Origin of the sequence: Roseovarius salincola (genome assembly GCF_026891095.1) — a bacterium.
In the GTDB taxonomy this organism is placed as follows: domain Bacteria; phylum Pseudomonadota; class Alphaproteobacteria; order Rhodobacterales; family Rhodobacteraceae; genus Roseovarius; species Roseovarius salincola.
Map to the genome: position 1 here is coordinate 101,094 of NZ_JAPTNL010000004.1, position 21,747 is coordinate 122,840.

Consider the following 21,747-nt stretch of genomic DNA (forward strand, 5'->3'; position numbering starts at 1 on the left):
CAAAAGGCGATGCGCACCGCGCCACACTCGCCTAGCCGCGCACCACGAAGACCGAGCACTTGGCGTGTTCGGCGATCTTGCCTCCATTCGAGGGCCAGACATAATCCATGATGTCGGGCATATGGCTTTGCATCACCACGATATCAGCGCCAGTATCGCGCACCGCCTTGAGCAGCACATCGTCGATATCGGTGGTGGGGTCATGGGCAATGACCACATCGGCCGTGGCCTCGAACCCGTTTTCACTACCCTGCTCGGATGCGAAATCAAGAAGCTTCTTCTTGTATTCCTCAGGGGTGTGGGCGACCGAGCTGGGGGTCGAACTGGTCGCCCCGACAAACACCACCTTGGCTCCGTAATGCTTGGCCAGGTCGGCGGTGACGGCCAGCGCCTTCTTCAGGTCGCCCCGATGCGCCAGATCAACCGGCGTCATGATCTTCTTGAACATCCGAATTCCTCCTTTTGCACGACGAACCGGCACCGGCGACCTGATCGCGCCCGTTCCGATTGCCATGCCGCGTGGGGGCCTGCGGCGCCTCCGCAGGATGCCCCTTGTGCTGACGGTAACGCGGCGGGGGGCAGAAAATCAATCAGCCACGCCACTTCCGGGGCCGGGCGCGACATCGCTCCCCGCCCCGGACCCCCGTCAGGCATTCACATCGACCACGACGCGCCCTTTGACCTGACCCTTCAGGATGTCGCGTCCCAGGGCGGGCAGATCCGACAGGGTGGCTGGCTGGATCATCGCCTCGAGCTTCTCCATCGGCAGATCGCCGGCGATCCGTTTCCAGGCGCGCAACCGGTTCTCATAAGGCTGCATCACGCTGTCGATGCCCAACAGGTTGACGCCGCGCAGGATGAAAGGCGTGATCAGCGCGCCTTCGATGGCCGCGCCCCCCGCAAGACCCACGGCGGCGACCGAGCTGGCGTATTTCATCTGCTTCAGGACACGCCCCAGCATGGCACCGGCCACCGCATCGATGCAGCCCGCCCAAAGCTCGGTTTCCAGCGGCTTGCGGGTCACCTCGCTCAACTCCTCGCGTTCCACGATCTGGCTGGCGCCCAGATCCCTGAGGTAGTCGCCGGTTTCGGGCCGCCCCGTCACTGCGGCGACCTCATGCCCGAGATGCGCCAGAATCGCGGTCGCCACCGAGCCGACACCGCCCGCGGCCCCGGTGACCAGCACCGGCCCGTGACCGGGCTCCAGCCCATGATCCTCAAGCGCCATCACCGACAGCATCGCGGTGAAGCCGGCCGTGCCCACGGCCATCGCCGCGCGCGTATCCAGCCCCTCGGGCAGCGGCACCAGCCAATCCGCCAGCACCCGCGCCTTCTGGGCATAGCCGCCCCAATGCGCCTCGCCCACGCGCCAGCCGGTCAGAACCACCCGGTCGCCGGGCTTGTAGCGCGCATCCGCACTTTCCTCGACGACGCCCGCGAAATCGATTCCCGGCACATGCGGATATTTCCGCACGAGGCCGCCCCCCGGCCCGATGCACAGCCCGTCCTTGTAATTGACCGTGGAATACTCCACCGCCACCAGCACCTCGCCATGGGGCAGATCATCGACCCCGATCTGCTTCACGGCGGCGGCGATCTTGCCGCTGTCCTCGTCCTTTTCGACCATCAATGCGTTGAACATCCCAATCTCCCTTCTTTCATGCAGGCCCGTGACCCGCTTCACCGTTGCAAATATACTCCGGGTAACGCGAGCGGCCGGCCCCTCGCTCCCGTCCATGGCCTCACGCGCCCTCCGGCATGGCGAACAGATCGCTCACCGGCGCCTTCAGCCCCTCTTTCGTCAGCATCGCGTGAACCTGCCCGCGATGATGGGTCTGGTGGTTGAACATATGCGTCACACAAAGCGCCAAGGGCTTGCTGACCTCGCGGCCCAAGGCCCCCGAATACCAGCCGAGGGTGCCCGCCAGTTCGCCCTCGTCAAGCCCCGCGGCCCAGTCCGCGATCTCGCCGTCGAGCGAACGCCGCGCCGCGCACCAATCCGCATACGCCTCGCACAGCCCCGGACTGTCGGCAATGCCCTTGTCCGGACGCTCCACCCGTTCGGGCGCAAAGCGGCTCATCCACATGAGATCCCCCAGAGCAAATGATTGAGCGTCCCCAGGATCGAGCCGAAAAACGCGCCCTGATCGGCGCGCAACACCGCGTCGGGCACGCCATCCAGCGCCACCTCCAGCTGGCGATTCTGCCAGTCATTGTAGCGCGCCATCGTCACGCCATAGCCGGGCAGGATCATCAGCGCGGGCCTTTCCAGTCGATCTGGCAGATCTCGGCGCTGCGCCCGTCGAAATCCCAGACCCGGCCAAAGGCGCGCACGCGGCCCTTGGTGGCAGTGGCGACGGTAATATCCGGCCCCATCCAGTATTGCGTGTTGGTCACCACGATATCCTCGCCGCCATGGCCCTCCACCGGCACCACTTCGCCCTGGATCGTCTTGCCCACCATCAGGCGGCGCGCCCTGCCCTCGGTCTCGAACACCACCGGCGCGCGCTCGGCGCCAAGGAACTCGCTGACCAGCACGCTGAACAGGCCCGTCGTGCCGCGCGCCTTGCCGCTGAAGATATTGACCAGCCCCTCGTAGGCGTCCTCGCTGGCGCGCTCGTCGATATAGGCGGCGGCCTTCCAGTTGCCCCGCGCCATCATGCCCGGGATCTCCAGCATCAGCCCGACATTGAGCCCCGACAAATCCGCGTCCCCATACTGGCCCTCGTCTATGCGCACCCCGGCCCAGGCCTGGCAATGGCCTTCCGTGGGCGGATGCTGGCCCAGCGACACGACACAGGGGCAGAACACCGTGCAGTTGCAATTGAGGATCAACTCCCCCTTGATGGTCCAGGGCACCGTCCCCGGTTGGTCGAATGGCATGTGTCTTCCTCCTCCAGATCAAGTCAATTCAGATCGCCGCAAGGCTCCACCAAAGCCCGCCCATCATGAGCAGACCACCCAGCGGCCGCGTCAGCCAGCGCCCGAGATCGGGCAGTTTCTCGATCACCATGATCGCCGTCGCCAACCCCATGAAGGCAAGGTTCATCACGCCGCCCACAAAGGCCAGCGCCATCAGCGCCCAGCAACATCCCAGGCACACGAGCCCCAATCGTAACCCGTTACGCCAGGCGCCCTCCTCCCAATGCTGCATGAAAAACGTGAGCGGCGCGCGGCATTTGGCAAGGCAGGCAGCCTTGAGCGGGCTGAACTGATACGCCCCCGCCAGCAACAAAAGCCCCCCCGACATCGCGCCCGACAGGCTGTCGCCGAAGGCGCTGACCAGCCCGGCCCGAAACAGCGCCATCTGCACCGCCGCCGCCAGCAGTGAAAACCCCAGCCACACGGCCATGTAACCGGCCAGCAACAGCCCGAACCTGGTCTGCGTGCTATGCGACAGCTCGTCATAGGTGGCCAGCGCGGGCAGTGCCGTCGGCGCCATCATCGCTGCCGACATCAGCGCCCACATGGCGGCGATCCGGGCGAACCCGGCCGCATCCGGCGTCACGACGCACAGGCTCGCCAGGAAATCCACGCCATATATCCGCCCCGCCGCGCGCATCCCCTCGGGCAGCGCCATGGCGTAAAGCACGATCCAGGCCAGCCCGATCAACCCGAACAGGACCAGCCAATGCATGCCCGTCATTCGCCTGATCCGCGCTGAAATCATGTCGCCCTCGCCCGACTCGATGGTTGCGTTCAAATTGTCAGACATTTAAATGTAAGACAAATGAAAATGGACCCCGCCAACAAGGCCGGCCTCCCGGCCCAGATCGCAGAGGCGATCCGCGACGCCATCGTCTCGGGGCGCATGATCGTCGATCAGCGCCTGCCTTCCGAGGCCGAACTCGCCGAACAATTCGCCGTCTCTCGCCCCACCGTGCGCGAGGCGCTCAAACGCCTGGCCGCGCAATCGCTGATCCGCACACAGCGCGGCGCCTTTGGCGGTGCCTTCGTCAACCGGCTCAGCTACGCCGAGGCCTATGGCCAGCATATCACCACATCGACCCTGCTCCTGTCGATGAACGCGGTCAGCTTCGAAACCGCCTGCGAGGCGCGCTACGCGCTCGAACGCGCCTGCGCGCCGCTGGCCTGCGCGCGCCGCGGCGAAAACGACCTCGCCGCCATGCGCGCCGAGATCCGCCGCCAGTCCAAACCGGAGCTGAGCGACGAATCCTTCTGCGCCTCGGACGTGGCCTTTCACCGCGCCTTCGTCGATGCCGCCGCCAACCCGGTGCTCAGCTACCAGCTTGCTGGCGCGGTCGAGGCCATGCAACCTCTGATGAACATGATCACCTTCACCGCCCGCTCGCGTGAAACCATCGAATCCCTGCATGCGCGCCTCGCCGATGCCGTCGCCGCGCGCGACCCCGCCCGGGCCGATTGCGCGCTTCAGGAACTTTCGGCCTATACGCTGACATTGGGACGCGACGTGATGGAATCGCGCGCCGTCAAAGCCGACAACTCGCGCGCACCTTCATCTGGCTGAAAATACCTCAGGGGGTCCGGGGGGACAGCGTCCCTCGGCCATGCCGCCGGGCGCCGCGCCCTAAAGCTTCCGCGCCTCGTCCAGCAACATCACCGGGATGCCGTCGCGGATCGGATATGCCAGCCCGGCGGCGCGGCTGATCAGCTCCTGCGCCTCGGCGTCATATTCCAGCGTGGCCTGGCTTTGCGGGCAGATCAGCGCCTCCAGCATGCGCCGGTCGAAGGCCGGCCGGTCCTTGGGCTTGCTCATTGCATGATCTCCTCGTCATCGCCCCCGCGCAGAGCATATTCGATCAACGTCACCAATGTCTCGCGCCGCGTGCTCAGCGAGGGCGCCTCCAGCAGCGCCTGCTTGTCCTCGGGCTCAAATCCCAGAAGCATCGACAGCGAATTGATCAGCAGCTCGTCATCCGCCTGGGTCAGCGTATCCCAATCGGTCTGCAACTCGCGCGACTGGAAATACCTGTCCAGCAGCGACAAGAACGCGTTCCGGTCGAACCGGCGATCGGCATCTGGCGGGCCGATATCGGGCTCGAATCCCTGCCATGAGACGCGTGCGCGCCGATAGGGGGTGAAACCCTCGACCTCATCCTTGATGCGAAAGCGCGAAATTCCTGTCAGCGTGATCATGTAACGCCGGTCCTCGGTTTCCGAGAACTGCGAGACCCGCCCCGCGCAGCCGATCGCGTGCAGCCCCTGCGCCGAGCCGCCCGGGCCGGGATTGGGCTGTATCATACCGATCAGCCGCCCCGGCGTCTTGAGCGCATCGTCCAGCATCGCCAGATAGCGCGGCTCGAACAGGTGCAGCGGCAGTCGCGAGCGCGGCAAAAGCAGCGCGCCCGAGAGCGGGAAGATCGGTATGACATCGGGCAGATCGGCCGTATTGAACATGGCAATGAACTAGCCCATGCCCGCCATCAGGCAAATATCATCGAACTCAATTTCCGCCGCCCGCTCTGAACGATGGGATCATTCGGCTTGAGCGCGTCGAAAATCGTGAAAAGCTGCGTCTTGGCGGCTTCGTCGTTCCACTCCCGGTCGCGGCGGAACAGCTCCAGCAGCTCATCCACCGCCGCCTGGGTCTCGCCGCCCGCATAAAGCGCCTTCGCCAGGTCGAACCGTGCCTGATGATCATCGGGGGCGGCATCGACTTTGGCACGCAGCTCGCTCACCGGGCCGGCATTCTCGACCTGACGCGCCAGTTCCAGCTGCGCATGCGCGGCTTCAAGCTCGGGCGCCTTCGATATCTCGGCCGGCGCCCCGTTCAGGATCGCCTCGCCCTGATCCAGTTCGCCCAGCGCGATATGCGCGCGCACCAGCCCGCCATAGGCGGCGGCATTCTGCGGGTCTTCCTGAAGAATCGCGGCAAAGGTCTGCGCCGCATCGGCCACCGCGCCCTGTTCCAGCATCTCCTCGGCGGCGGTCACGGCCTCGGCCAGGCCACCGTCGCCCCCCGCTTCACCGCCCGCGGCCTCGATCACGCGGGCCACGAAGGAATCGATCTCTGAAGGCGGCACCGCACCTTGAAAGCCGTCAACCGGCTGACCCTTCCAGAAGGCGTAGACCGTCGGAATCGACTGCACCCTGAGCTGGCCGGCGATGGCCTGGTTCTCATCGACATTGACCTTGGCCATCCGGACCGCACCCTTGGCCTTGGTCACCGCCGCCTCGAGCGCAGGACCAAGCGTCTTGCACGGGCCGCACCAAGGCGCCCAGAAATCCACGATGACGGGAACCTGCTGGCTGGCCTCGATGACCTCGGCCATGAAGTCCGCCTCGGATACGTCCCTGATCAGATCGGTTTGAGGGGGGGTCTGTCCGCCAAGTTCAAGCATGTCACGGGCTCCGGCTTCTTTGCGTGTCACTGGCGACTAAATGGAGCAGCGCGCGAGGTCTTGCAAGGGGGGGGCCGATTTATCCTGCCGCACCGCAAGAAGGCCCGCGGACCGGCATGCCGCGAAGGTCAAGGTGGGCGACGGCCGCTCCGGAGACCGGACACGCCGCCCTGAAGACAAGACCCTGACAATCGGTAACCATTCACTCGCGACGGCCCGCCTTCATGGTAGGCTTTTCGCAGGTATCGGCGAAATGAGAAGTAAGGAAAACCATACCTCGACGAAATGAAATTGCGAACCAGCCCCTCAGAGATCGAAACTGGCGAAGACCGGTGCGTGATCGCTGGGTTTCTCCCAGCCCCGCGCCTCGCGCAGGATACGGCTGGAATGGACCGCACTCCTGATATCATCCGAGACCCAGACGTGATCGAGCCGCCGGCCCTTGTCGGCGGCGTCCCAGTCACGGGCGCGATAGGACCACCAGCTGTAAAGCTGCCCATCGGGTATGTCGGCGCGCGTCGCGTCCGACCAGCCCCCCGCCTCCATCACCGTGCCCAGGTGATCGACTTCGACCGGCGTGTGGCTGACCACCTTCAGAAGCTGCTTGTGCGACCAGACATCATCCTCGCGCGGGGCGATGTTGAGATCCCCCACCAGAATCGCGCGCTCGGGACGCGAGTCGCGAAACCAATCGCGCATCCCGGTCAGGTAATCGAGCTTCTGGCCGAACTTCTCGTTCTTGTGGCGGTCCGGAATGTCGCCACCCGCGGGCACATAGAAATTGTGAATGAGCGTGCCGTCCTCCAGCCGCGCGGCGACGTGGCGGGCATGGCCGAGGGCGGCGAAATCCATGTCGCCCGCATCCTCGAGCGGCAGGCGCGACAGGATCGCGACCCCGTTATAACCCTTCTGCCCGCGCGCCACCATGTAGCGATAGCCGAGTCCGGCAAAGCCCTCGGTCGGGATCTTCTCGACAGGGCTCTTGCACTCCTGAAGGCACAGGATATCGGGCGCCTCGTCCTTCAGCAGCCGGGCGACCAGTGCCTCGCGCAGCCGCACCGAGTTGATGTTCCATGTGGCCAGCGTGAATGTCATGACGCCCCCCTTGATCCTCGCGTTGCAATCGCCCCGTTCTATACCGCGCCGCCCGCCTGATACCACCCGGATATGACCCCACCGGACCGGTTGCGCCATATTCCCGCACTTTCGCCAGCGGTCGCAGAAAAAAGGCCCCGGCACGAAGCCGGGGCCAGTCCAACAGGGAGGTGCATGCGATCACCCGCACATGCAACGGGATTCCTATCAGGGCGAACCGGGTGCCATATACGTAAGTATAGTGACACATGCATTGAACAATCTCAATCCTGTTCAACCACGAGTAACTTTAGATCGTGCCTCAAGTCAGCAGGCGATAGCCGCCCGATTCCGTCACCAGCAGGCGCGCATTCGACGGATCGGGCTCGATTTTCTGGCGCAGGCGATAGATATGGGTCTCCAGCGTATGGGTGGTGACCCCCGCATTGTAGCCCCAGACCTCGTGCAGCAGCACATCGCGCGCCACCACCCCTTCGGGCGAGCGGTAAAGGAACTTCAGGATATTGGTTTCCTTCTCCGTCAGGCGGATCTTGCGCTCGGATTCGTCGATCAGCATCTTCATCGAGGGCTTGAACGTATAAGGCCCAAGCTGAAACACCGCGTCTTCAGATTGCTCGTGCTGACGCAGCTGCGCGCGGATACGCGCCAGAAGCACCGGGAACTTGAAGGGCTTTGAGACGTAGTCATTCGCGCCCGCATCCAGCCCCAGGATCGTGTCGGCGTCTCCGTCATGCCCGGTCAGCATCATGATCGGCGCCTTGACGCCCTGCTTTCGCATCAGCCGGCAAAGCTCGCGCCCGTCGGTATCCGGCAGCCCGACATCGAGGATGACGAGATCATAAATCCCGTCACGCGCCCGCGCCATCGCCTCGCTGCCGTTGCCGGCTTCGAACACGTCGAAATCCTCGGTCATCACCAGCTGCTCGCTCAGCGCCTCGCGCAGGTCCTCATCATCGTCGACCAGAAGGATTTTCTTGAGCTGTCCCATGGCAATATTCCCTGTGCTGTTTCTCAACACATGCGCCACAGCGGTTCATTCGGCAAGATTTGCAACACGCGCTTCACGTGCACGTGTTACGTTGCGAGCGAATATTTCAATTCGTTTCAAAAGACGCTACATGTTACAAAATAACAAACGGACCCCGGAATGACCCTCGCACCCGACCTCACAGAAACGCTTGCCCGCGCCCGCGCCGATCTGCGCATGGGGGTGCCGGTGGTGCTGGAAACCGCGCGGGGCGCGGCACTGGTGCTGGCGGCAGAGACGCTGGATCTGCAGCGCCTAGCCGATCTGCGCGCGCTTGGCGGGCAGCCGGTTCTGGCGATCAGCGCGCGCCGCGCCGCGACGCTGAAGGCGCGCGCCTATGACGGCGATATCGCCCGTGTCGCGCTGCCTCCGGATGCCACGCTGGCCTGGGTGCTTGGCGTGGCGGACCCCGCGGATGATCTCAGGACGCCTATGAAAGGCCCGCTTGTGACGCAGCGCGACGGCTCGGCCGATCCCCACCGTCTGGCGCTGGAACTGGTCAAATCGGCGCGCCTCCTGCCCGCCGCGCTGCTGCTCGAACTCGATGCGCCCGAAACCTTCGCCGCGCGCCACCGCCTGACGGCCTTGCCCGCCACCAAGGCCCGCGCACTGATCGCCCAGACCAGCCCGCTGCATCCGGTGGTCAGCGCCCGCCTGCCGCTCGAGGTGTCCGAGGCCGGGCGGCTGCACATCTTTCGCCCCGAGGATGGCGGCGAGGAACATTACGCGATCGAGATCGGCCAGCCCAGGCGCGACGTGCCGGTGCTGGCGCGGCTGCATTCGGCCTGTTTCACCGGCGACCTGATGGGCAGCCTCAAATGCGATTGCGGCCCGCAACTGCGCGGCGCGCTGGCGCAGATGGGCGCGGCGGGCGCGGGCGTGCTGCTCTATCTCAACCAGGAGGGGCGCGGCATCGGGCTGGCCAACAAGATGCGCGCCTACAGCCTTCAGGACCAGGGATTCGACACGGTCGAGGCCAATCACCGGCTGGGATTCGAGGATGACGAGCGCGATTTCCGCATCGGCGCCGAGATCCTCAAGCGGATGGGGTTTTCATCGGTGCGCCTGCTGACCAACAATCCCGGCAAGATCGCGATGATGGAAGATTGCGGGATCACCGTTGCCGAACGCGTGCCGCTGAAAGTGGGCGAGAACCCGCATAACCGCGACTACCTTGCGACCAAGGCGGCAAAGTCGGGGCATCTGCTCTGAGGGCAGGCCCCGGTGGCCGGCGGAGCGATTGAGTATTTTGGGAACAATGAAAGCCCGGGGCGGGCGCGGCTCAGCGCGGCGTGTCGTCATCATCCGCGTCGGGATCGGCCTGCCCCACCCCGAGGAAGATGAATCTGAACGGCAGGATCCAGACCACACCCAGCGCCACGTAGATCAGGAATTCCAGCCAGACCGGCGGGCGTTCGAAGAGATCGACCAGGTTGACCGCCAGCACGATATAGAGCGGCAGGCCGATCAGCAGGATCACCAGCGCCCAGCGGCGGCGCGCCTTGTAACTCAGTGCCATGCGCGCGCCTCCATCAATCGGCGAAGGGGTCGGTGACGAGGATCGTGTCCTCGCGCTCGGGCGAGGTCGAGAGAAGCGCCACCGGACAGTCGATCAGCTCCTCGACGCGGCGCACGTATTTGATCGCATTGGCGGGCAGATCGGCCCAGCTGCGCGCGCCTTCGGTCGATTCGCTCCAACCCGGCATCTCTTCGTAGATGGGCGTGCAGCGCGCCTGCTGGTCGCCGGCGGTGGGCAGGTAATCCAGGCGCGTGCCGTCGAGTTCGTAACCGACGCAGATCTTCAGTGTCTCGAACCCGTCCAGCACGTCGAGCTTGGTCAGCGAGATGCCATTCATCCCGCTGGTGGCGCAGGTCTGGCGTACCAGCGCCGCATCGAACCAGCCACAGCGCCGCTTGCGCCCTGTGACGGTGCCGAACTCGCGCCCGCGCGTGCCCAGCCGGTGGCCGTCCGCGTCATCGAGTTCGGTCGGGAACGGCCCCTCGCCGACGCGCGTCGTATAAGCCTTGACGATGCCCAGCACATAATCGATCGAGCCCGGCCCCATGCCCACACCCGTCGCCGCCTGACCGGCGATGACATTCGAGGACGTGACGAAGGGATAGGTCCCGAAATCGATATCCAGAAGCGCGCCCTGCGCGCCCTCGAACAGGATGCGCTGACCCGATTTGCGCCGCTCGCCCAGCACCTTCCAGACGGGGGCCGCGAAGGGCAGGATCTGCGGCGCGATCTCGCGCAGCTGCGCAATCAGCCCGTCCCGGTCCACCGGCGCGATACCGAGCCCCCGGCGCAGCGGGTCGTGATGCTGCAGCGCGCGGTCGACCCGCGCCTCGAGCGTGGCGTCGTCCGAGAGGTCCGCCACCCGCACCGAGCGCCGCCCGACCTTGTCCTCATAGGCCGGGCCGATGCCCCGCCCGGTGGTGCCGATCTTGGTGCCCTTGGAGGCGGCCTCCTCGCGGGCGCGATCGAGTTCGCCATGGATCGGCAGAATGAGCGGCGTGTTCTCGGCGATCATCAGCGTCCCGGGCGAGATATCGACGCCCTGCTGCCGGATCGAGGCGATCTCGTTGACCAGGTGCCAGGGGTCCAGCACCACGCCATTGCCAATCACGCTGAGCTTGCCGCCCCGCACCACACCCGAAGGCAGCGCGTTGAGCTTGTAGACCTTGCCGTCGATCACCAGCGTATGCCCGGCATTATGCCCGCCCTGAAAGCGCGCGATCACATCGGCGCGCTCGCTCAGCCAATCAACGATCTTGCCTTTTCCCTCGTCGCCCCACTGGGCGCCAACGACGACGACATTTGCCATGATGATCCTTTCGCAGGAATACTGGTCGTTTCAATGGCGCGCCGCAGCGGCCCGCGCCCGTATACCGGCCCGCGCCGCGACGTGAAACCGCTAATTCGCCGCAAGCGCGGGCGCGCCGCCCGGTTTGGAATGCCGGGTTGCGGGGACCGCCGGAATTGCATAGATACCCCGCGAGACGCCACACGCATCCGAAAAAGGCCGCCCAACATGGAAAACGTCGTTCTCATCATCCATCTTCTTCTCGCCCTCACCCTGATCGGCGTCGTGCTTTTGCAGCGTTCGGAAGGCGGTGGCCTGGGCATGGGCGGCGGTGGCGGCGGCGGCGCCATGAGCGGACGCGCGGCGGCCACGGCGCTCGGCAAGCTGACCTGGATCCTGGCGGCGGCCTTCATCGCGACCTCTCTGACGCTGACCATCCTGGCGGCGCAAAAGGGCGCCGGGTCCTCGGTGCTTGACCGGATCATGGACGCGCCCGCACGCGAGGAAGCGCCCGAACCCACCCTGCCCGGCACCGGCGAGGATCTGCTGCCGCCCTCGGCGGATGACACCGCACCGCTGACACCGACCGCGGACTGACACTAGCGATTGAGGGTGCAAACGCGGCCGCAACAGCATCTTGCGGTCGCCTTGCGCATGTTGCGCGAATCCTTTATGTCTTGAGTCCCGTGATGCCGCGGTCGAATCGGGCCGGACTGGGCTTGGAAACGGCCTGACATCAGGCTTCAAATCACGGGAGATCGCCAGCGCATGGCACGGTATATTTTCATCACGGGCGGCGTCGTTTCTTCGCTGGGCAAAGGCCTTGCTTCGGCGGCGCTCGGTGCGCTGTTGCAGGCACGCGGGTTTTCTGTGCGGCTGCGCAAGCTCGATCCCTATCTCAACGTCGATCCCGGCACCATGTCGCCTTTCGAGCATGGCGAGGTCTTCGTCACCGATGACGGCGCCGAAACCGACCTCGATCTTGGCCATTACGAACGCTTCACCGGCGTTCCCGCCCGGATGAGCGACTCGGTCAGTTCGGGGCGAATCTATTCCAACGTTCTCGAAAAGGAACGCCGCGGCGATTACCTGGGCAAGACGATCCAGGTGGTTCCCCATGTCACCAACGAGATCAAGGAATGGCTCGCCATCGGCGATGACGAGGTCGATTTCATGCTCTGCGAGATCGGCGGCACCGTCGGCGATATCGAGGGGCTGCCCTTTTTCGAGGCGATCCGCCAATTCGGTCATGACCGTCCGCGCGGCAATTGCATCTTCATGCATCTCACGCTGCTGCCTTACCTGGCGGCGAGCGGCGAGCTCAAGACCAAGCCGACGCAGCACTCAGTCAAGGAACTGCAATCCATCGGCATCGCGCCCGACATACTCGTGTGCCGCTCCGAACAGCCCATCCCCGAGAAGGAACGCGAGAAGATCGCGCTGTTCTGTAACGTGCGCAAGGAAGACGTGGTCGCCGCCTATGATCTGGGTTCGATCTACGATGCGCCGCTGGCCTATCACCGCGAGGGGCTCGATCAGGCGGTGCTTGATGCCTTTGATATCTCGCCCGCGCCCAAGCCCGACCTGCGCACCTGGCAGGATGTCTCGGATCGGATCCACAACACCGATGGCGAGGTCAATGTCGCCATCGTTGGCAAATATACCCAGCTTGAGGATGCCTATAAGTCCATCAAGGAGGCCCTGACCCATGGCGGCATGGCCAACCGCGTGAGGGTGCGCGTGGAATGGGTCGATGCCGAAATCTTCGACACCGAAGACCCCGCCCCCCACCTTGAGGGTTTTCACGCGATCCTCGTGCCCGGCGGCTTTGGCGAACGCGGCACCGAGGGCAAGATCAAGGCCGCCCAGTTCGCCCGCGAGCGCAAGATCCCGTATATGGGCATCTGCCTCGGCATGCAGATGGCGGTGATCGAAGCGGCGCGCAACCTGGCAGGGTTGCAGGATGCCGGCTCCGAGGAGTTCGACCACGAGGCCGGCAAGAAGCGGTTCACCCCGGTGGTCTATCACCTGAAGGAATGGGTGCAGGGCAACGAAAAGGTCAAGCGCAAGGTCAGCGACGACAAGGGCGGCACCATGCGCCTTGGCGCCTATGACGCGACCCTCAAGGAAGGTAGCCGCGTCGCTGAAATCTACGGCACGACCGCCATCGACGAGCGCCACCGCCACCGCTACGAGGTGGACATCAAGTATCGCGAAAAGCTCGAAGAGGTCGGCCTGTGCTTTTCGGGTATGTCGCCCGATGGCCGCCTGCCCGAGATCGTCGAATGGAGCGATCACCCCTGGTTCATCGGCGTGCAGTTCCACCCGGAGCTGAAATCCAAGCCCTTCGATCCCCACCCGCTCTTCGCCGACTTCATACGCGCCGCTCTGGCAACTTCGCGTCTGGTGTAAGCGTGAGGCCGCGGGCTGACGATGCGACGGTCGTGGCTGGCGTTTTGTCCCGGCTCGCCGCTCCGCCCTTCGCGCCAAGGCGTGACCCGACCAACCGTCAGGCCGATGCCCGGGCACGATTCGCCGCCGCTAGCGGCCGTTCTTGTAACGCAGGAGGCGCCGGGACACGCCCAGCCCGGTCAGCGGACTCAGAATATCGCTCAGCAGGCTCCCCGGCGGATCATAGACCGCCGTTTCCTGCGAACGGTCCAGCCGCAGCGTATCGTCAAGCAGCATATTCACGACCTCTTCGTCCAGAAAATACCGCCCCTTGCGGGCCATGGCGTGATCGTCACGCTGATAATTCATCCATTTCGCCAGCCGCTTGCGCTGTGCCACGTCGCGGCCCGGATCGACCAGATAGAACCCGCTGTTCACCCGCAGGCAGATATTGTCCAGAAGTCGCGCAACGCCTTGATACTCTTCGGTGATGTGGCGCTTGGAAAGATAGTTGAACCGCTCCGGCTCGCCATTCAGAAATGCCGTCAGCGCCGACCCCAGGTCAATACAGCGCTGCGCCATGACAAAGCCCATGACCCGCTCGGGATAAAGGCCCCAGTCATAGCTGCGGGCCAGCTCCCGCAACTCTGCGGGGCTGGCGTTGCGGGCCATCTCGAGATGCTCGTCCTCGGTGCCGGTGCTCCAGTCGAAGTCAGCGATGGAATCCATGCCTTGCTCCACAAACGCAGAAGTCTCTTCTGCTTTGACGTCGGTCGCGTTTAGATTGTCCTCAGAAATCGCAATTTCTAGGGAGCAATTGTGACCGAGATGCGGCCATTCCAGATCAGGCGGATTTTCGCGTGTTGCCTCGCTTTCCTTGCGGCTCTCGCATCCCTGCCAGGCACCGCCCTGGCCGAACCCGTCCTGCTGCCCGCGCCCTATGCGCAACTGGAACAGGAACTCGATGCCCGCATCGATTTCGAGACCCTGCCACGGCGCGCCGAACCGGGCATCAACCTTGTTGCGCCGATCCGGGACGGCGGCGCCTGGCTGGGCGAGCGCCTTGCAGGTCAGCGCGTTTCCGGCCGCGTTCATGACGGTCTGCACGGCACCCCGGCCCTGCCGCTTTCCGTGCGCGCGGGCGCGCCGGGGGCCAGCCTGTCGCTGGCCTATCATCGCGGATTCGGATCGACCGCGCTTTTTCCGCTCGGACCGGTCGGCTTTCCCGCGCTCAAGGCGCGCGGCGAAGGCGCGGTGGCGGTGCTGTTCGATCACGGCCAGCGCGCCATGGGCCTGCGCATCCACAGCGATTACCCCACCCCGCTGGGGCAGGCCCGCCCGCAGGGCACGATAACGCTGACCTTCTATCGCGCCGACGGGCATGTCATCGGCCAGATCCGACGCCGCCTTTCCGGCGGTGTCAACGAACTGGGCTTCCGGCGGGCGGGCGACATCGCCGATATCGCGGCATTCACGCTGACCAATGACGATCCGGGCGGGATTGCTCTTGATGATATCCTCTATCAGACTGCGCCCATGGCGTTCTGAGGGAAAGGAATACGATGATTCGTGATATTGCGCTGGTCGCGCTTTTCCATGGCGACAGGGCCTGAGATGTTCACGCGGCTCCTTGCGGCGCTCGCCGCGCCTTCGCGCCCGGCCCCCCTGCCCGAACCCGATGCCAAGCTGGCGCTTGGCGCGCTGATGGTGCGGGTGGCGAGATCCGACCATCTCTACCGCTTTGAGGAAATCAGCCGGATCGACCGCCTCCTGTCACGCCTGCACGGGCTCAACCCGGTCGAAGCCGCCAAGATGCGCGCCACCTGCGAAAAGCTGGAACATGTCGCCGACACCGAGACCGCCAACCTGGCTCATCTGATCCGCGAATCCGTGCCCCATGCCGACAGGATCGACGCGCTGGAAGCCATGTGGGAGGTGGTGCTTGCCGATGGTGTGCGCCGCGACGAGGAACTCGCCGTGGTCGCCGCCGCACAAGAGGCGCTTGGCCTTTCGGATTCCGACAGCGACAGCGCCCGCACCCGCGCCGAAGCGCAATAGCCATTGGCGCGGATGCGCCAAGCGCCTATATTCAACCGCATGTTTGCAGATCTTATCAACAGACTCACCGGCGCCGCTCCCGAACAGCTCGATTCGCTCGATGCGCGCCGTGCCCTCACCGCACTTCTGGTGCGCGTTGCGCGGTCCGACAGCCATTACGCCGCGACGGAAATCATCCGCATCGACCGGATCATCTCGACCCGTTTCGGCCTCGACAAGGACGAGGCCGAGACGTTGCGCGTGGAAGCCGAGCAGCTTGAATCCGAAGCCCCCGACACCGTGCGCTTCACCCGCGCCATCAAGGACGCCGTGCCCTATGAGGACCGCGTCGGCGTGATCGAGGCGCTTTGGGATGTGGCCCTTGCGGATGGTGCGCGCGATCAGGACGAAGACGCGCTGGTGCGGCTGGTCTCGAACCTTCTGGGCGTGTCGGACATGGACAGCGCCAAGGCCCGCCAGCGGGTGGATCAGCGCCCTTGATCGCCAGCCTGCCGATGTATGACCGCCCCGAAACAGCGGCGGCGCATGACCGGCTGTGGCGTGCGATCCGCGATCAACTGGGGGACGGCCCCGCCGCCCTGACACGCGGCGGCGATCCCTGGCAGCACTGGCAAAGCCCCGATCTTCTGCTCTCGCAGACCTGCGGCTATCCCTACCGCGCGCGCCTGCACGGCCATGTCACCCTTGTCGGCACGCCCGATTTCGGGCTTGAAGGCTGCCCGCCGGGGCATTACCGCAGCCTGCTGGTCGTGCGCCGCGACGATGCGCGCCGCGAAGTCAGCGCCTTTGCAAGCGCGCCTTTCGCCTATAACGAAGCCCTCAGCCAGAGCGGTTGGGCCGCACCGCAGAACATGGCGGCGGCGCAGGGATACGCCTTCGTCAATCCGGTCCGCACCGGCGGGCACCGCGCTTCGGCGCAGTCCGTGGCCGAAGGACGCGCCGACATCGCCGCGATCGACGCCCAGACATGGCGCATGATCCTGCGTTACGACGCCTTCGCCGCTGATCTGCGCGTGATAGCGCGGACCCCGTCCAGCCCCGCCCTGCCCTATATCACCGCCACCCGGAACGATCCGGCGCCCCTGTTGCGCGCGCTCGACGCCGCAATCAAATCGCTCGACGCGGGCGATCGCGAAACGCTCGGCCTGCGCGCGGTGCTGCCCTTGCCCGCCGCCGCCTATCTCGCGGTGCCCAATCCGCCGCCACCCGCGTTCGAAACGGGCTGACGCAGCGTCGATATGGGGGAAAATCCGCCCGGCCAGCCGTTTTGCAAGTTGCATCATGCGTTTTTTTCCGTCCTATTGTCGGGTCAGACCTGACTGAAACCAACGGATGCCGCCCTTGCCAGATCCCACGCCGGTCATCGAAATCCGCAACCTGCACAAAGCCTATGGTGCGCTCGAGGTCATCAAGGGCGTCGATATCACCGCCCATAGTGGCGACGTGGTCTCGCTGATCGGCTCATCGGGCTCGGGGAAATCGACGATCCTGCGCTGTGCCAATCTTCTGGAAGACAGTCAGCAGGGTGATATCCTGTTCAAGGGCGAGCCCGTGAAATGGCGCGGCAGCGGACTGCACCGGCATCCGGGCGATTTCAAACAGGTGCTGCGCATCCGCACCAACCTGTCCATGGTCTTTCAGCAGTTCAATCTCTGGGCGCATATGACCATCCTGCAAAACGTGATGGAAGCCCCCGTGACGGTGCTGGGGCGCGACCGCGCCGAGGTCGAGGAGTCCGCGCGGGGCTATCTCGACAAGGTCGGGATCGGTGACAAATGCGATGTCTACCCCGCGCAGCTTTCGGGCGGCCAGCAACAGCGCGCCGCCATCGCCCGTGCGCTCTGCATGGAACCCGAGGCGCTGCTTTTTGACGAACCCACAAGCGCGCTCGATCCCGAACTCGAACAGGAGGTCGTGCGCGTCATCAAGGCCCTCGCCGCCGAGGGCCGCACCATGATGATCGTCACACATGACATGAAGATGGCGGCCGATGTCTCGGATCACGTCATCTTCCTGCACCAGGGGCTGATCGAGGAGGAGGGCGCGCCCGATACCCTCTTCGGTGCCCCCAAATCCGGGCGGCTGCGGCAGTTTCTCAGCTCGACCATGGCCGCCTGACCACAGCAAGAAAAGGGAGTAACCTAATGAGAAAATTCATCCTTTCCACCGCCGCACTGGCCGTTTCGGCCAGCATGGCCATGGCGCAGGACGTGGTGCGCCTCGGCACCGAGGGCGCCTATCCTCCGTGGAACTTCATCAACGATTCCGGCGAGGTCGACGGGTTCGAGCGCGAATTGGGCGACGCGCTGTGCGAGCGCGCGCAGCTCAATTGCCAATGGGTCACCAATGACTGGGATTCGATCATCCCCAATCTCGTCTCGGGCAATTACGACGTGATCATAGCGGGCATGTCGATCACCGACGAACGCGACGAAGTGATCGACTTCACCCAGAACTACACGCCGCCCGATCCCTCGGCCTACCTTGCCATGTCCGACGGCGTCGACCTCGAAGGCGGCGTGATCGCGGCGCAGGCCGGGACCATTCAGGCCGGCTATGTCGCCGAAAGCGGTGCGACCCTGGTCGAATTCGCAACCCCCGAGGAAACCATCGCCGCCGTGCGCAACGGCGAGGCCGATGCGGTTCTGGCGGACAAGTCCTTCCTCACCCCCATCGCGGGCGAAGATGCCGAGCTGATGATCGTCGGCCCCGATGTGGCGCTTGGCGGCGGCGTCGGGCTTGGCGTGCGCGAATCCGACCCCGAGCTGAAAGCCACGCTCGATGCGGCGATCCAGTCCATGAAGGACGATGGCAGCCTCAACGCCATGATCGAGAAATGGGACGTCGCCTCGACGTTCTGAACACCTGAGACACGCCCGGCCCCGGCCGGGCGTGCCCTCGTCAAGGCGGAAACCATCGGAAACAACCCATGTTCTCCTTCTGCGCCGATCCAGACACGCTCTCCGGCCTTTCGTGGCTGTCGTGCTATCTCACGACCGGCAAGCACATGCAGTTCTACCTTTCCTTCGGGACGGTGCTGCTGTTGCTGGCAATCACGGCCCCCTCGGCGCTGCTTTTCGGGTTCTTCGGCGCGGCGTCCGCACGCTCTCGGGTCTGGCCGGTCGCATGGTTTGGCAAGGGCTACATCGCCATCGTGCGCGGCGTGCCCGATATCGCCTTTTTCCTCTTTTTCGTGATCGCGCTCGACCAGGGCTTCGAATGGGTTCGCCACCAGGTGCTCTGCCCCGACTGGGATCAGCCAATCCGCCAGGGAAATGATTTCATCGTCTGCGCCCAGGCCAAGCTGCCGCGCGGGAATACCGCGCAGTGGGTGCACGAGGTCTATGGCTTCTTTCTGGCGGTGCTGACCTTCTCGATCGTGTTCGGCGCCTTTGCCGCCAATGTGCTCTTTGGCGCCATGCGCGCGGTTCCCCATGCGCAGCTTGAAACCGCCGAGGCCTATGGCATGTCGCGCCGCCAGACCTTCTGGCGCATTCTCGTGCCGCAAATGTGGGTCTATGCGCTGCCCGGCCTCAGCAATCTGTGGATGGTGCTGATCAAGGCCACGCCGCTGCTGTTTCTTTTGGGGATCGAGGATATCGTCTATTGGGCGCGCAGCCTTGGCGGCACCGCCAACCCGCGCTTCACCCAGTATCCGCATGGCGACTGGCGCATGTGGTACTTCCTGGCGCTGCTGATTTTCTATCTCGGCTTCACGCGGATTTCCGAAATCTACCTCGAGCGGCTGATGCAGAAACTGATGCGCGGACAGGCCACCAGCGGCGGCGGCGACCAGCGAAAGGCCACCGCATGAGCTGCTGGCAGACGGTTCAGGATTACGGTCTGCGCAGCCTCGGGATCGGCGAACGCCTGCTCCCGCGCGAGAATTTCACGCTTTGCGAACAGGTGACGCTGATCGGCTCGGGCCTGCTTTGGAACATCTATTTCGGCGCACTGGCGCTTCTGGCGGGATTTTTCCTCGCAACCGCGCTGGCCGTGGGCAAGGGCGCGCGAAACCGGGCGATCCGCAAAAGCGCAAGCTGGTTCATCTTCGTGTTTCGCGGCTCGCCGCTCTTCATCCAGTTCTTCTTCGCCTATTTCGCCTTCCTGCAACTGAAATCCGTCAGCCCCGTCTTCGATCCCTTCACGTCTGCCTGGCTCGGGGCGCTGATCGTGCTGTTCTTCAACACCGCCGCCTATTCCGGCGAGATATTCTACGGCGCGCTGCGCGCGATACCGCGCGGCGATATCGAGGCCGCCGACGCTTACGGCTTTGCGGGCTGGCCGCGCTTTCGCCGCATCGTCTGGCCGACCATGCTGCGCCTCGCCTGGCCGGCCTATACCAACGAGGCGATCTTTCTCTTTCACGCCACGACGCTGGTGTTCTTTTCGGGCTTTCCGGCCTGGCAGCAACGCGGCGACGCGCTCTATTACGCCAATTACTTCGCCGACAAGACCTTCAACCCCTTCGTGCCCTACCCGATCCTGGCGGGCTATTTCATCCTGCTCACACTGGGGATCATCGCATTTTTCAGCCTGATCAACCGCCGCCTCAACCGCCACCTGCCCCAGGCCGCGCGCCGTGGTCTCAAGCTCAGGGTCAACATCATCCGCTAGGCTGGATCGGGGGCGCTGCCCCCGTCGCAGCAAGCTGCGACTCCCCCGAGGTATTTTCCGCCAGATGAAGGGCAGCTCGCAAAAAGCGGCTTGGGTGCGAGAGCAGTCTGGCATTGACAGCGCCCCCATCAGACAACGTCGCCTCGAGATTGAACAAGGCAACCTGAAAGAAGGACGGCTCGGGCCTCTGGCCCTGAAGGCTTACGAGACGCATAAACAGAACTTAAAGCGTAAAGGATCGGATGGCAGATGGTTCAGCCCCCTGCGGCTGCATGTCTTGCCGAAACTTGGCAAGATGCCAATTGTCAAGATCGACCAGGAAGACACCGAACGCCCTCATTCCTCCCTTGAGCACAGAACGCCGAAGGAGGCATATTGGCGCGGTCGAAACAAGACAGTGGCGGCATCAAACCGTGACAGGTCCAATCAGGGACTGTCGCGCTCTGATCCCAAGCTGAGGTGATCCGGTCGGCGGCCTGGGCCACGGGCAACGTGCCGCCAACGACAAATCCGTAATACTTCGGTCCATTCGAAACCACTGTGGCGGGTGACCCGTTTTTGTCGAGAAGCGCAAGCGTGTCGGCAGCATCGGTTCCGGCGTCGGGCAGATGCTCGTCGAAATCGGCCAGGCCGTCGAGCGCGCGGTCGGGATCGTGACGGCCAGTTTTGGCCGGCACTACCAAGGCTTGCGGATTGGCAGGAACGCAGGAACACGCCTGCGGTAATCCCGGTAGATATCTCCGAGTTCGGCCACGAGATCGGCTTCTTCGAAGATCGTTGCGATCAGCACGTAGGCTGCCGTTCCCATCGCGAAGACAAGCTGGCCCATGGTCATATGCGGCGTAATCCACGGAACGAGCATCCAGCCAAGACTGATCGGATGACGGATCACTCCGTAAAGCCAGCGTGCAGTGAAACCCGCTTCGCGTGCAGACACATCCGTCACCCTTTCCCATGCCTGAGCGAGGCCGAAGAAACGGAGGTGACCGATCGGAAAGGTGGCGCTGAACATCAGGCCCCAGACTCTGAGATAGGCCGCCCACAACAGCCCGGCGCCGATCGCATCGCTTACATGCCAGACGGCCTCGGGAATTGGCTGCCAGAGCCCGACGAGGATCACGGTCAAGGCGGCAGTCATGTAGAGATAGGTCGCCCGTTCCAGCTCCGGTGGTATCAGCCGCGTCCAGTGTCGTTTGAACCAGCGCCGCGCCGTGATGGAATGATGCAGACCGAAAACCCACAAAAGCCCGAGGTTGATGGCAACGGACGGCCAGAAGGCACCTGGCTCACCCGCGTCGATCGCCCAAGGCAACGGCAAGTCGGCGAGGAAGCTGACGATCAGCGCAATGCTCGCCAGTCCCGCGACGTAGCCTCCGGCAGCGTAAAGAAGGGTAAGACATTTCCTCAACATGTGTCTGTCCTTTCCATG

General features: G+C 64.4%; 28 protein-coding genes. 13 read left to right on the forward strand and 15 right to left on the reverse strand.

Annotation, left to right across the window (positions count from 1 at the left end; all coding sequences use genetic code 11):
- Nucleotides 1-31: 31 nt before the first annotated feature.
- The 6 genes from N5A93_RS07045 to N5A93_RS07065 all read right to left on the reverse strand — a co-directional run bounded on the left by N5A93_RS07045 (nt 32) and on the right by N5A93_RS07065 (nt 3,646).
- Nucleotides 32-448 carry a universal stress protein gene (locus N5A93_RS07045; RefSeq protein WP_268954374.1) on the reverse strand — a complete coding sequence of 139 codons (417 nt, stop codon included), beginning with the start codon at nt 446-448 and terminating at the stop codon, nt 32-34.
- A 198-nt stretch (nt 449-646) separates the two neighbouring features.
- Entirely contained in the window at nt 647-1,642 is a 996-nt protein-coding gene (gene acuI / locus N5A93_RS07050) for an acryloyl-CoA reductase (protein WP_268954375.1), read from the reverse strand.
- Between the two features lie 100 nt (nt 1,643-1,742).
- Entirely contained in the window at nt 1,743-2,081 is a 339-nt protein-coding gene (locus tag N5A93_RS07055; protein WP_328405634.1) for a DinB family protein, read from the reverse strand.
- On the reverse strand, nt 2,078-2,254 hold the full coding sequence (locus N5A93_RS19505; protein WP_328405636.1) for a DinB family protein: 177 nt from the start codon (nt 2,252-2,254) through the stop codon (nt 2,078-2,080). Before N5A93_RS19505 ends, N5A93_RS07055 begins: the two co-directional genes overlap by 4 nt.
- Complete coding sequence (locus N5A93_RS07060; RefSeq protein WP_268954376.1) at nt 2,254-2,883, reverse strand: DUF1326 domain-containing protein; 630 nt, start codon at nt 2,881-2,883, stop codon at nt 2,254-2,256. The genes N5A93_RS19505 and N5A93_RS07060 overlap by 1 nt, the downstream gene beginning before the upstream one ends.
- Before the next feature lie 28 nt (nt 2,884-2,911).
- The gene (locus N5A93_RS07065; protein ID WP_372921646.1) at nt 2,912-3,646 is read right to left on the reverse strand and encodes a DUF2182 domain-containing protein; all 735 of its coding nucleotides are present in this window, start codon (nt 3,644-3,646) and stop codon (nt 2,912-2,914) included.
- An 84-nt stretch (nt 3,647-3,730) separates the two neighbouring features.
- Between N5A93_RS07065 and N5A93_RS07070 the strand changes: the two genes are divergently transcribed.
- Nucleotides 3,731-4,489 carry a FadR/GntR family transcriptional regulator gene (locus tag N5A93_RS07070; RefSeq protein ID WP_268954377.1) on the forward strand — a complete coding sequence of 253 codons (759 nt, stop codon included), beginning with the start codon at nt 3,731-3,733 and terminating at the stop codon, nt 4,487-4,489.
- Nucleotides 4,490-4,549: 60 nt separating this feature from the next.
- Here N5A93_RS07070 and N5A93_RS07075 read toward each other — a convergent pair whose 3' ends face one another.
- The 5 genes from N5A93_RS07075 to N5A93_RS07095 form a co-directional block, all read right to left on the reverse strand.
- Nucleotides 4,550-4,738: a Trm112 family protein gene (locus N5A93_RS07075; RefSeq protein ID WP_268954378.1), complete on the reverse strand. Its 189-nt coding sequence runs from the start codon at nt 4,736-4,738 to the stop codon at nt 4,550-4,552.
- A complete protein-coding gene (locus N5A93_RS07080) occupies nt 4,735-5,379 on the reverse strand; it encodes an LON peptidase substrate-binding domain-containing protein (protein ID WP_268954379.1) in 645 nt (214 codons plus the stop codon). The genes N5A93_RS07075 and N5A93_RS07080 overlap by 4 nt, the downstream gene beginning before the upstream one ends.
- Before the next feature lie 26 nt (nt 5,380-5,405).
- Nucleotides 5,406-6,323 (reverse strand): thioredoxin, encoded by a 918-nt coding sequence (gene trxA, locus N5A93_RS07085; RefSeq protein WP_268954499.1) that lies wholly within the window; start codon nt 6,321-6,323, stop codon nt 5,406-5,408.
- 306 nt (nt 6,324-6,629) lie between these two features.
- Nucleotides 6,630-7,418 (reverse strand): exodeoxyribonuclease III, encoded by a 789-nt coding sequence (locus N5A93_RS07090; RefSeq protein ID WP_268954380.1) that lies wholly within the window; start codon nt 7,416-7,418, stop codon nt 6,630-6,632.
- A gap of 301 nt (nt 7,419-7,719) precedes the next feature.
- Nucleotides 7,720-8,406, reverse strand: coding sequence for a response regulator transcription factor (locus tag N5A93_RS07095; RefSeq protein WP_268954381.1), 687 nt, complete (start codon nt 8,404-8,406; stop codon nt 7,720-7,722).
- Between the two features lie 159 nt (nt 8,407-8,565).
- On the opposite strand from N5A93_RS07095, the gene ribA reads away from it, so the two are divergent.
- On the forward strand, nt 8,566-9,657 hold the full coding sequence (gene ribA, locus N5A93_RS07100; RefSeq protein WP_268954382.1) for a GTP cyclohydrolase II: 1,092 nt from the start codon (nt 8,566-8,568) through the stop codon (nt 9,655-9,657).
- Nucleotides 9,658-9,727: 70 nt separating this feature from the next.
- Here ribA and N5A93_RS07105 read toward each other — a convergent pair whose 3' ends face one another.
- Nucleotides 9,728-9,964: a DUF2842 domain-containing protein gene (locus tag N5A93_RS07105; RefSeq protein ID WP_268954383.1), complete on the reverse strand. Its 237-nt coding sequence runs from the start codon at nt 9,962-9,964 to the stop codon at nt 9,728-9,730.
- A 13-nt stretch (nt 9,965-9,977) separates the two neighbouring features.
- On the reverse strand, nt 9,978-11,273 hold the full coding sequence (locus N5A93_RS07110; protein ID WP_268954384.1) for an adenylosuccinate synthase: 1,296 nt from the start codon (nt 11,271-11,273) through the stop codon (nt 9,978-9,980).
- Between the two features lie 207 nt (nt 11,274-11,480).
- On the opposite strand from N5A93_RS07110, the gene secG reads away from it, so the two are divergent.
- Together secG and pyrG are read left to right on the forward strand one after the other, a co-directional pair.
- Nucleotides 11,481-11,849 (forward strand): preprotein translocase subunit SecG, encoded by a 369-nt coding sequence (secG, locus tag N5A93_RS07115; protein ID WP_268954385.1) that lies wholly within the window; start codon nt 11,481-11,483, stop codon nt 11,847-11,849.
- Nucleotides 11,850-12,020: 171 nt separating this feature from the next.
- A complete protein-coding gene (gene pyrG, locus N5A93_RS07120; RefSeq protein WP_268954386.1) occupies nt 12,021-13,664 on the forward strand; it encodes a CTP synthase in 1,644 nt (547 codons plus the stop codon).
- A 129-nt stretch (nt 13,665-13,793) separates the two neighbouring features.
- Here the strand turns inward: pyrG and N5A93_RS07125 are convergent, their stop codons facing one another.
- Nucleotides 13,794-14,372 (reverse strand): hypothetical protein, encoded by a 579-nt coding sequence (locus N5A93_RS07125; RefSeq protein WP_268954387.1) that lies wholly within the window; start codon nt 14,370-14,372, stop codon nt 13,794-13,796.
- 90 nt (nt 14,373-14,462) lie between these two features.
- Here N5A93_RS07125 and N5A93_RS07130 point away from each other — a divergent pair, with 90 nt between their 5' ends.
- The 9 genes from N5A93_RS07130 to N5A93_RS07170 all read left to right on the forward strand — a co-directional run bounded on the left by N5A93_RS07130 (nt 14,463) and on the right by N5A93_RS07170 (nt 20,781).
- Complete coding sequence (locus N5A93_RS07130; protein WP_268954388.1) at nt 14,463-15,191, forward strand: hypothetical protein; 729 nt, start codon at nt 14,463-14,465, stop codon at nt 15,189-15,191.
- Between the two features lie 48 nt (nt 15,192-15,239).
- Nucleotides 15,240-15,701 carry a tellurite resistance TerB family protein gene (locus tag N5A93_RS07135; protein WP_268954389.1) on the forward strand — a complete coding sequence of 154 codons (462 nt, stop codon included), beginning with the start codon at nt 15,240-15,242 and terminating at the stop codon, nt 15,699-15,701.
- 39 nt (nt 15,702-15,740) lie between these two features.
- Nucleotides 15,741-16,181 (forward strand): tellurite resistance TerB family protein, encoded by a 441-nt coding sequence (locus N5A93_RS07140; RefSeq protein WP_268954390.1) that lies wholly within the window; start codon nt 15,741-15,743, stop codon nt 16,179-16,181.
- A complete protein-coding gene (locus N5A93_RS07145) occupies nt 16,178-16,927 on the forward strand; it encodes a phosphate/phosphite/phosphonate ABC transporter substrate-binding protein (RefSeq protein ID WP_268954391.1) in 750 nt (249 codons plus the stop codon). Before N5A93_RS07140 ends, N5A93_RS07145 begins: the two co-directional genes overlap by 4 nt.
- Before the next feature lie 115 nt (nt 16,928-17,042).
- Entirely contained in the window at nt 17,043-17,819 is a 777-nt protein-coding gene (locus N5A93_RS07150; protein ID WP_328405652.1) for an ABC transporter ATP-binding protein, read from the forward strand.
- Nucleotides 17,820-17,845: 26 nt separating this feature from the next.
- On the forward strand, nt 17,846-18,562 hold the full coding sequence (locus N5A93_RS07155; RefSeq protein WP_268954393.1) for a transporter substrate-binding domain-containing protein: 717 nt from the start codon (nt 17,846-17,848) through the stop codon (nt 18,560-18,562).
- A gap of 68 nt (nt 18,563-18,630) precedes the next feature.
- The gene (locus N5A93_RS07160) at nt 18,631-19,515 is read left to right on the forward strand and encodes an ABC transporter permease (RefSeq protein WP_268954394.1); all 885 of its coding nucleotides are present in this window, start codon (nt 18,631-18,633) and stop codon (nt 19,513-19,515) included.
- Complete coding sequence (locus tag N5A93_RS07165) at nt 19,512-20,318, forward strand: ABC transporter permease (protein ID WP_268954395.1); 807 nt, start codon at nt 19,512-19,514, stop codon at nt 20,316-20,318. The genes N5A93_RS07160 and N5A93_RS07165 overlap by 4 nt, the downstream gene beginning before the upstream one ends.
- Nucleotides 20,319-20,382: 64 nt before the next feature.
- Nucleotides 20,383-20,781, forward strand: a complete 399-nt coding sequence (locus tag N5A93_RS07170) for a hypothetical protein (protein ID WP_268954396.1) — start codon at nt 20,383-20,385, stop codon at nt 20,779-20,781.
- Between the two features lie 213 nt (nt 20,782-20,994).
- Here N5A93_RS07170 and N5A93_RS07175 read toward each other — a convergent pair whose 3' ends face one another.
- The gene (locus N5A93_RS07175; protein ID WP_268954397.1) at nt 20,995-21,729 is read right to left on the reverse strand and encodes a methyltransferase family protein; all 735 of its coding nucleotides are present in this window, start codon (nt 21,727-21,729) and stop codon (nt 20,995-20,997) included.
- Nucleotides 21,730-21,747: the final 18 nt, after the last annotated feature.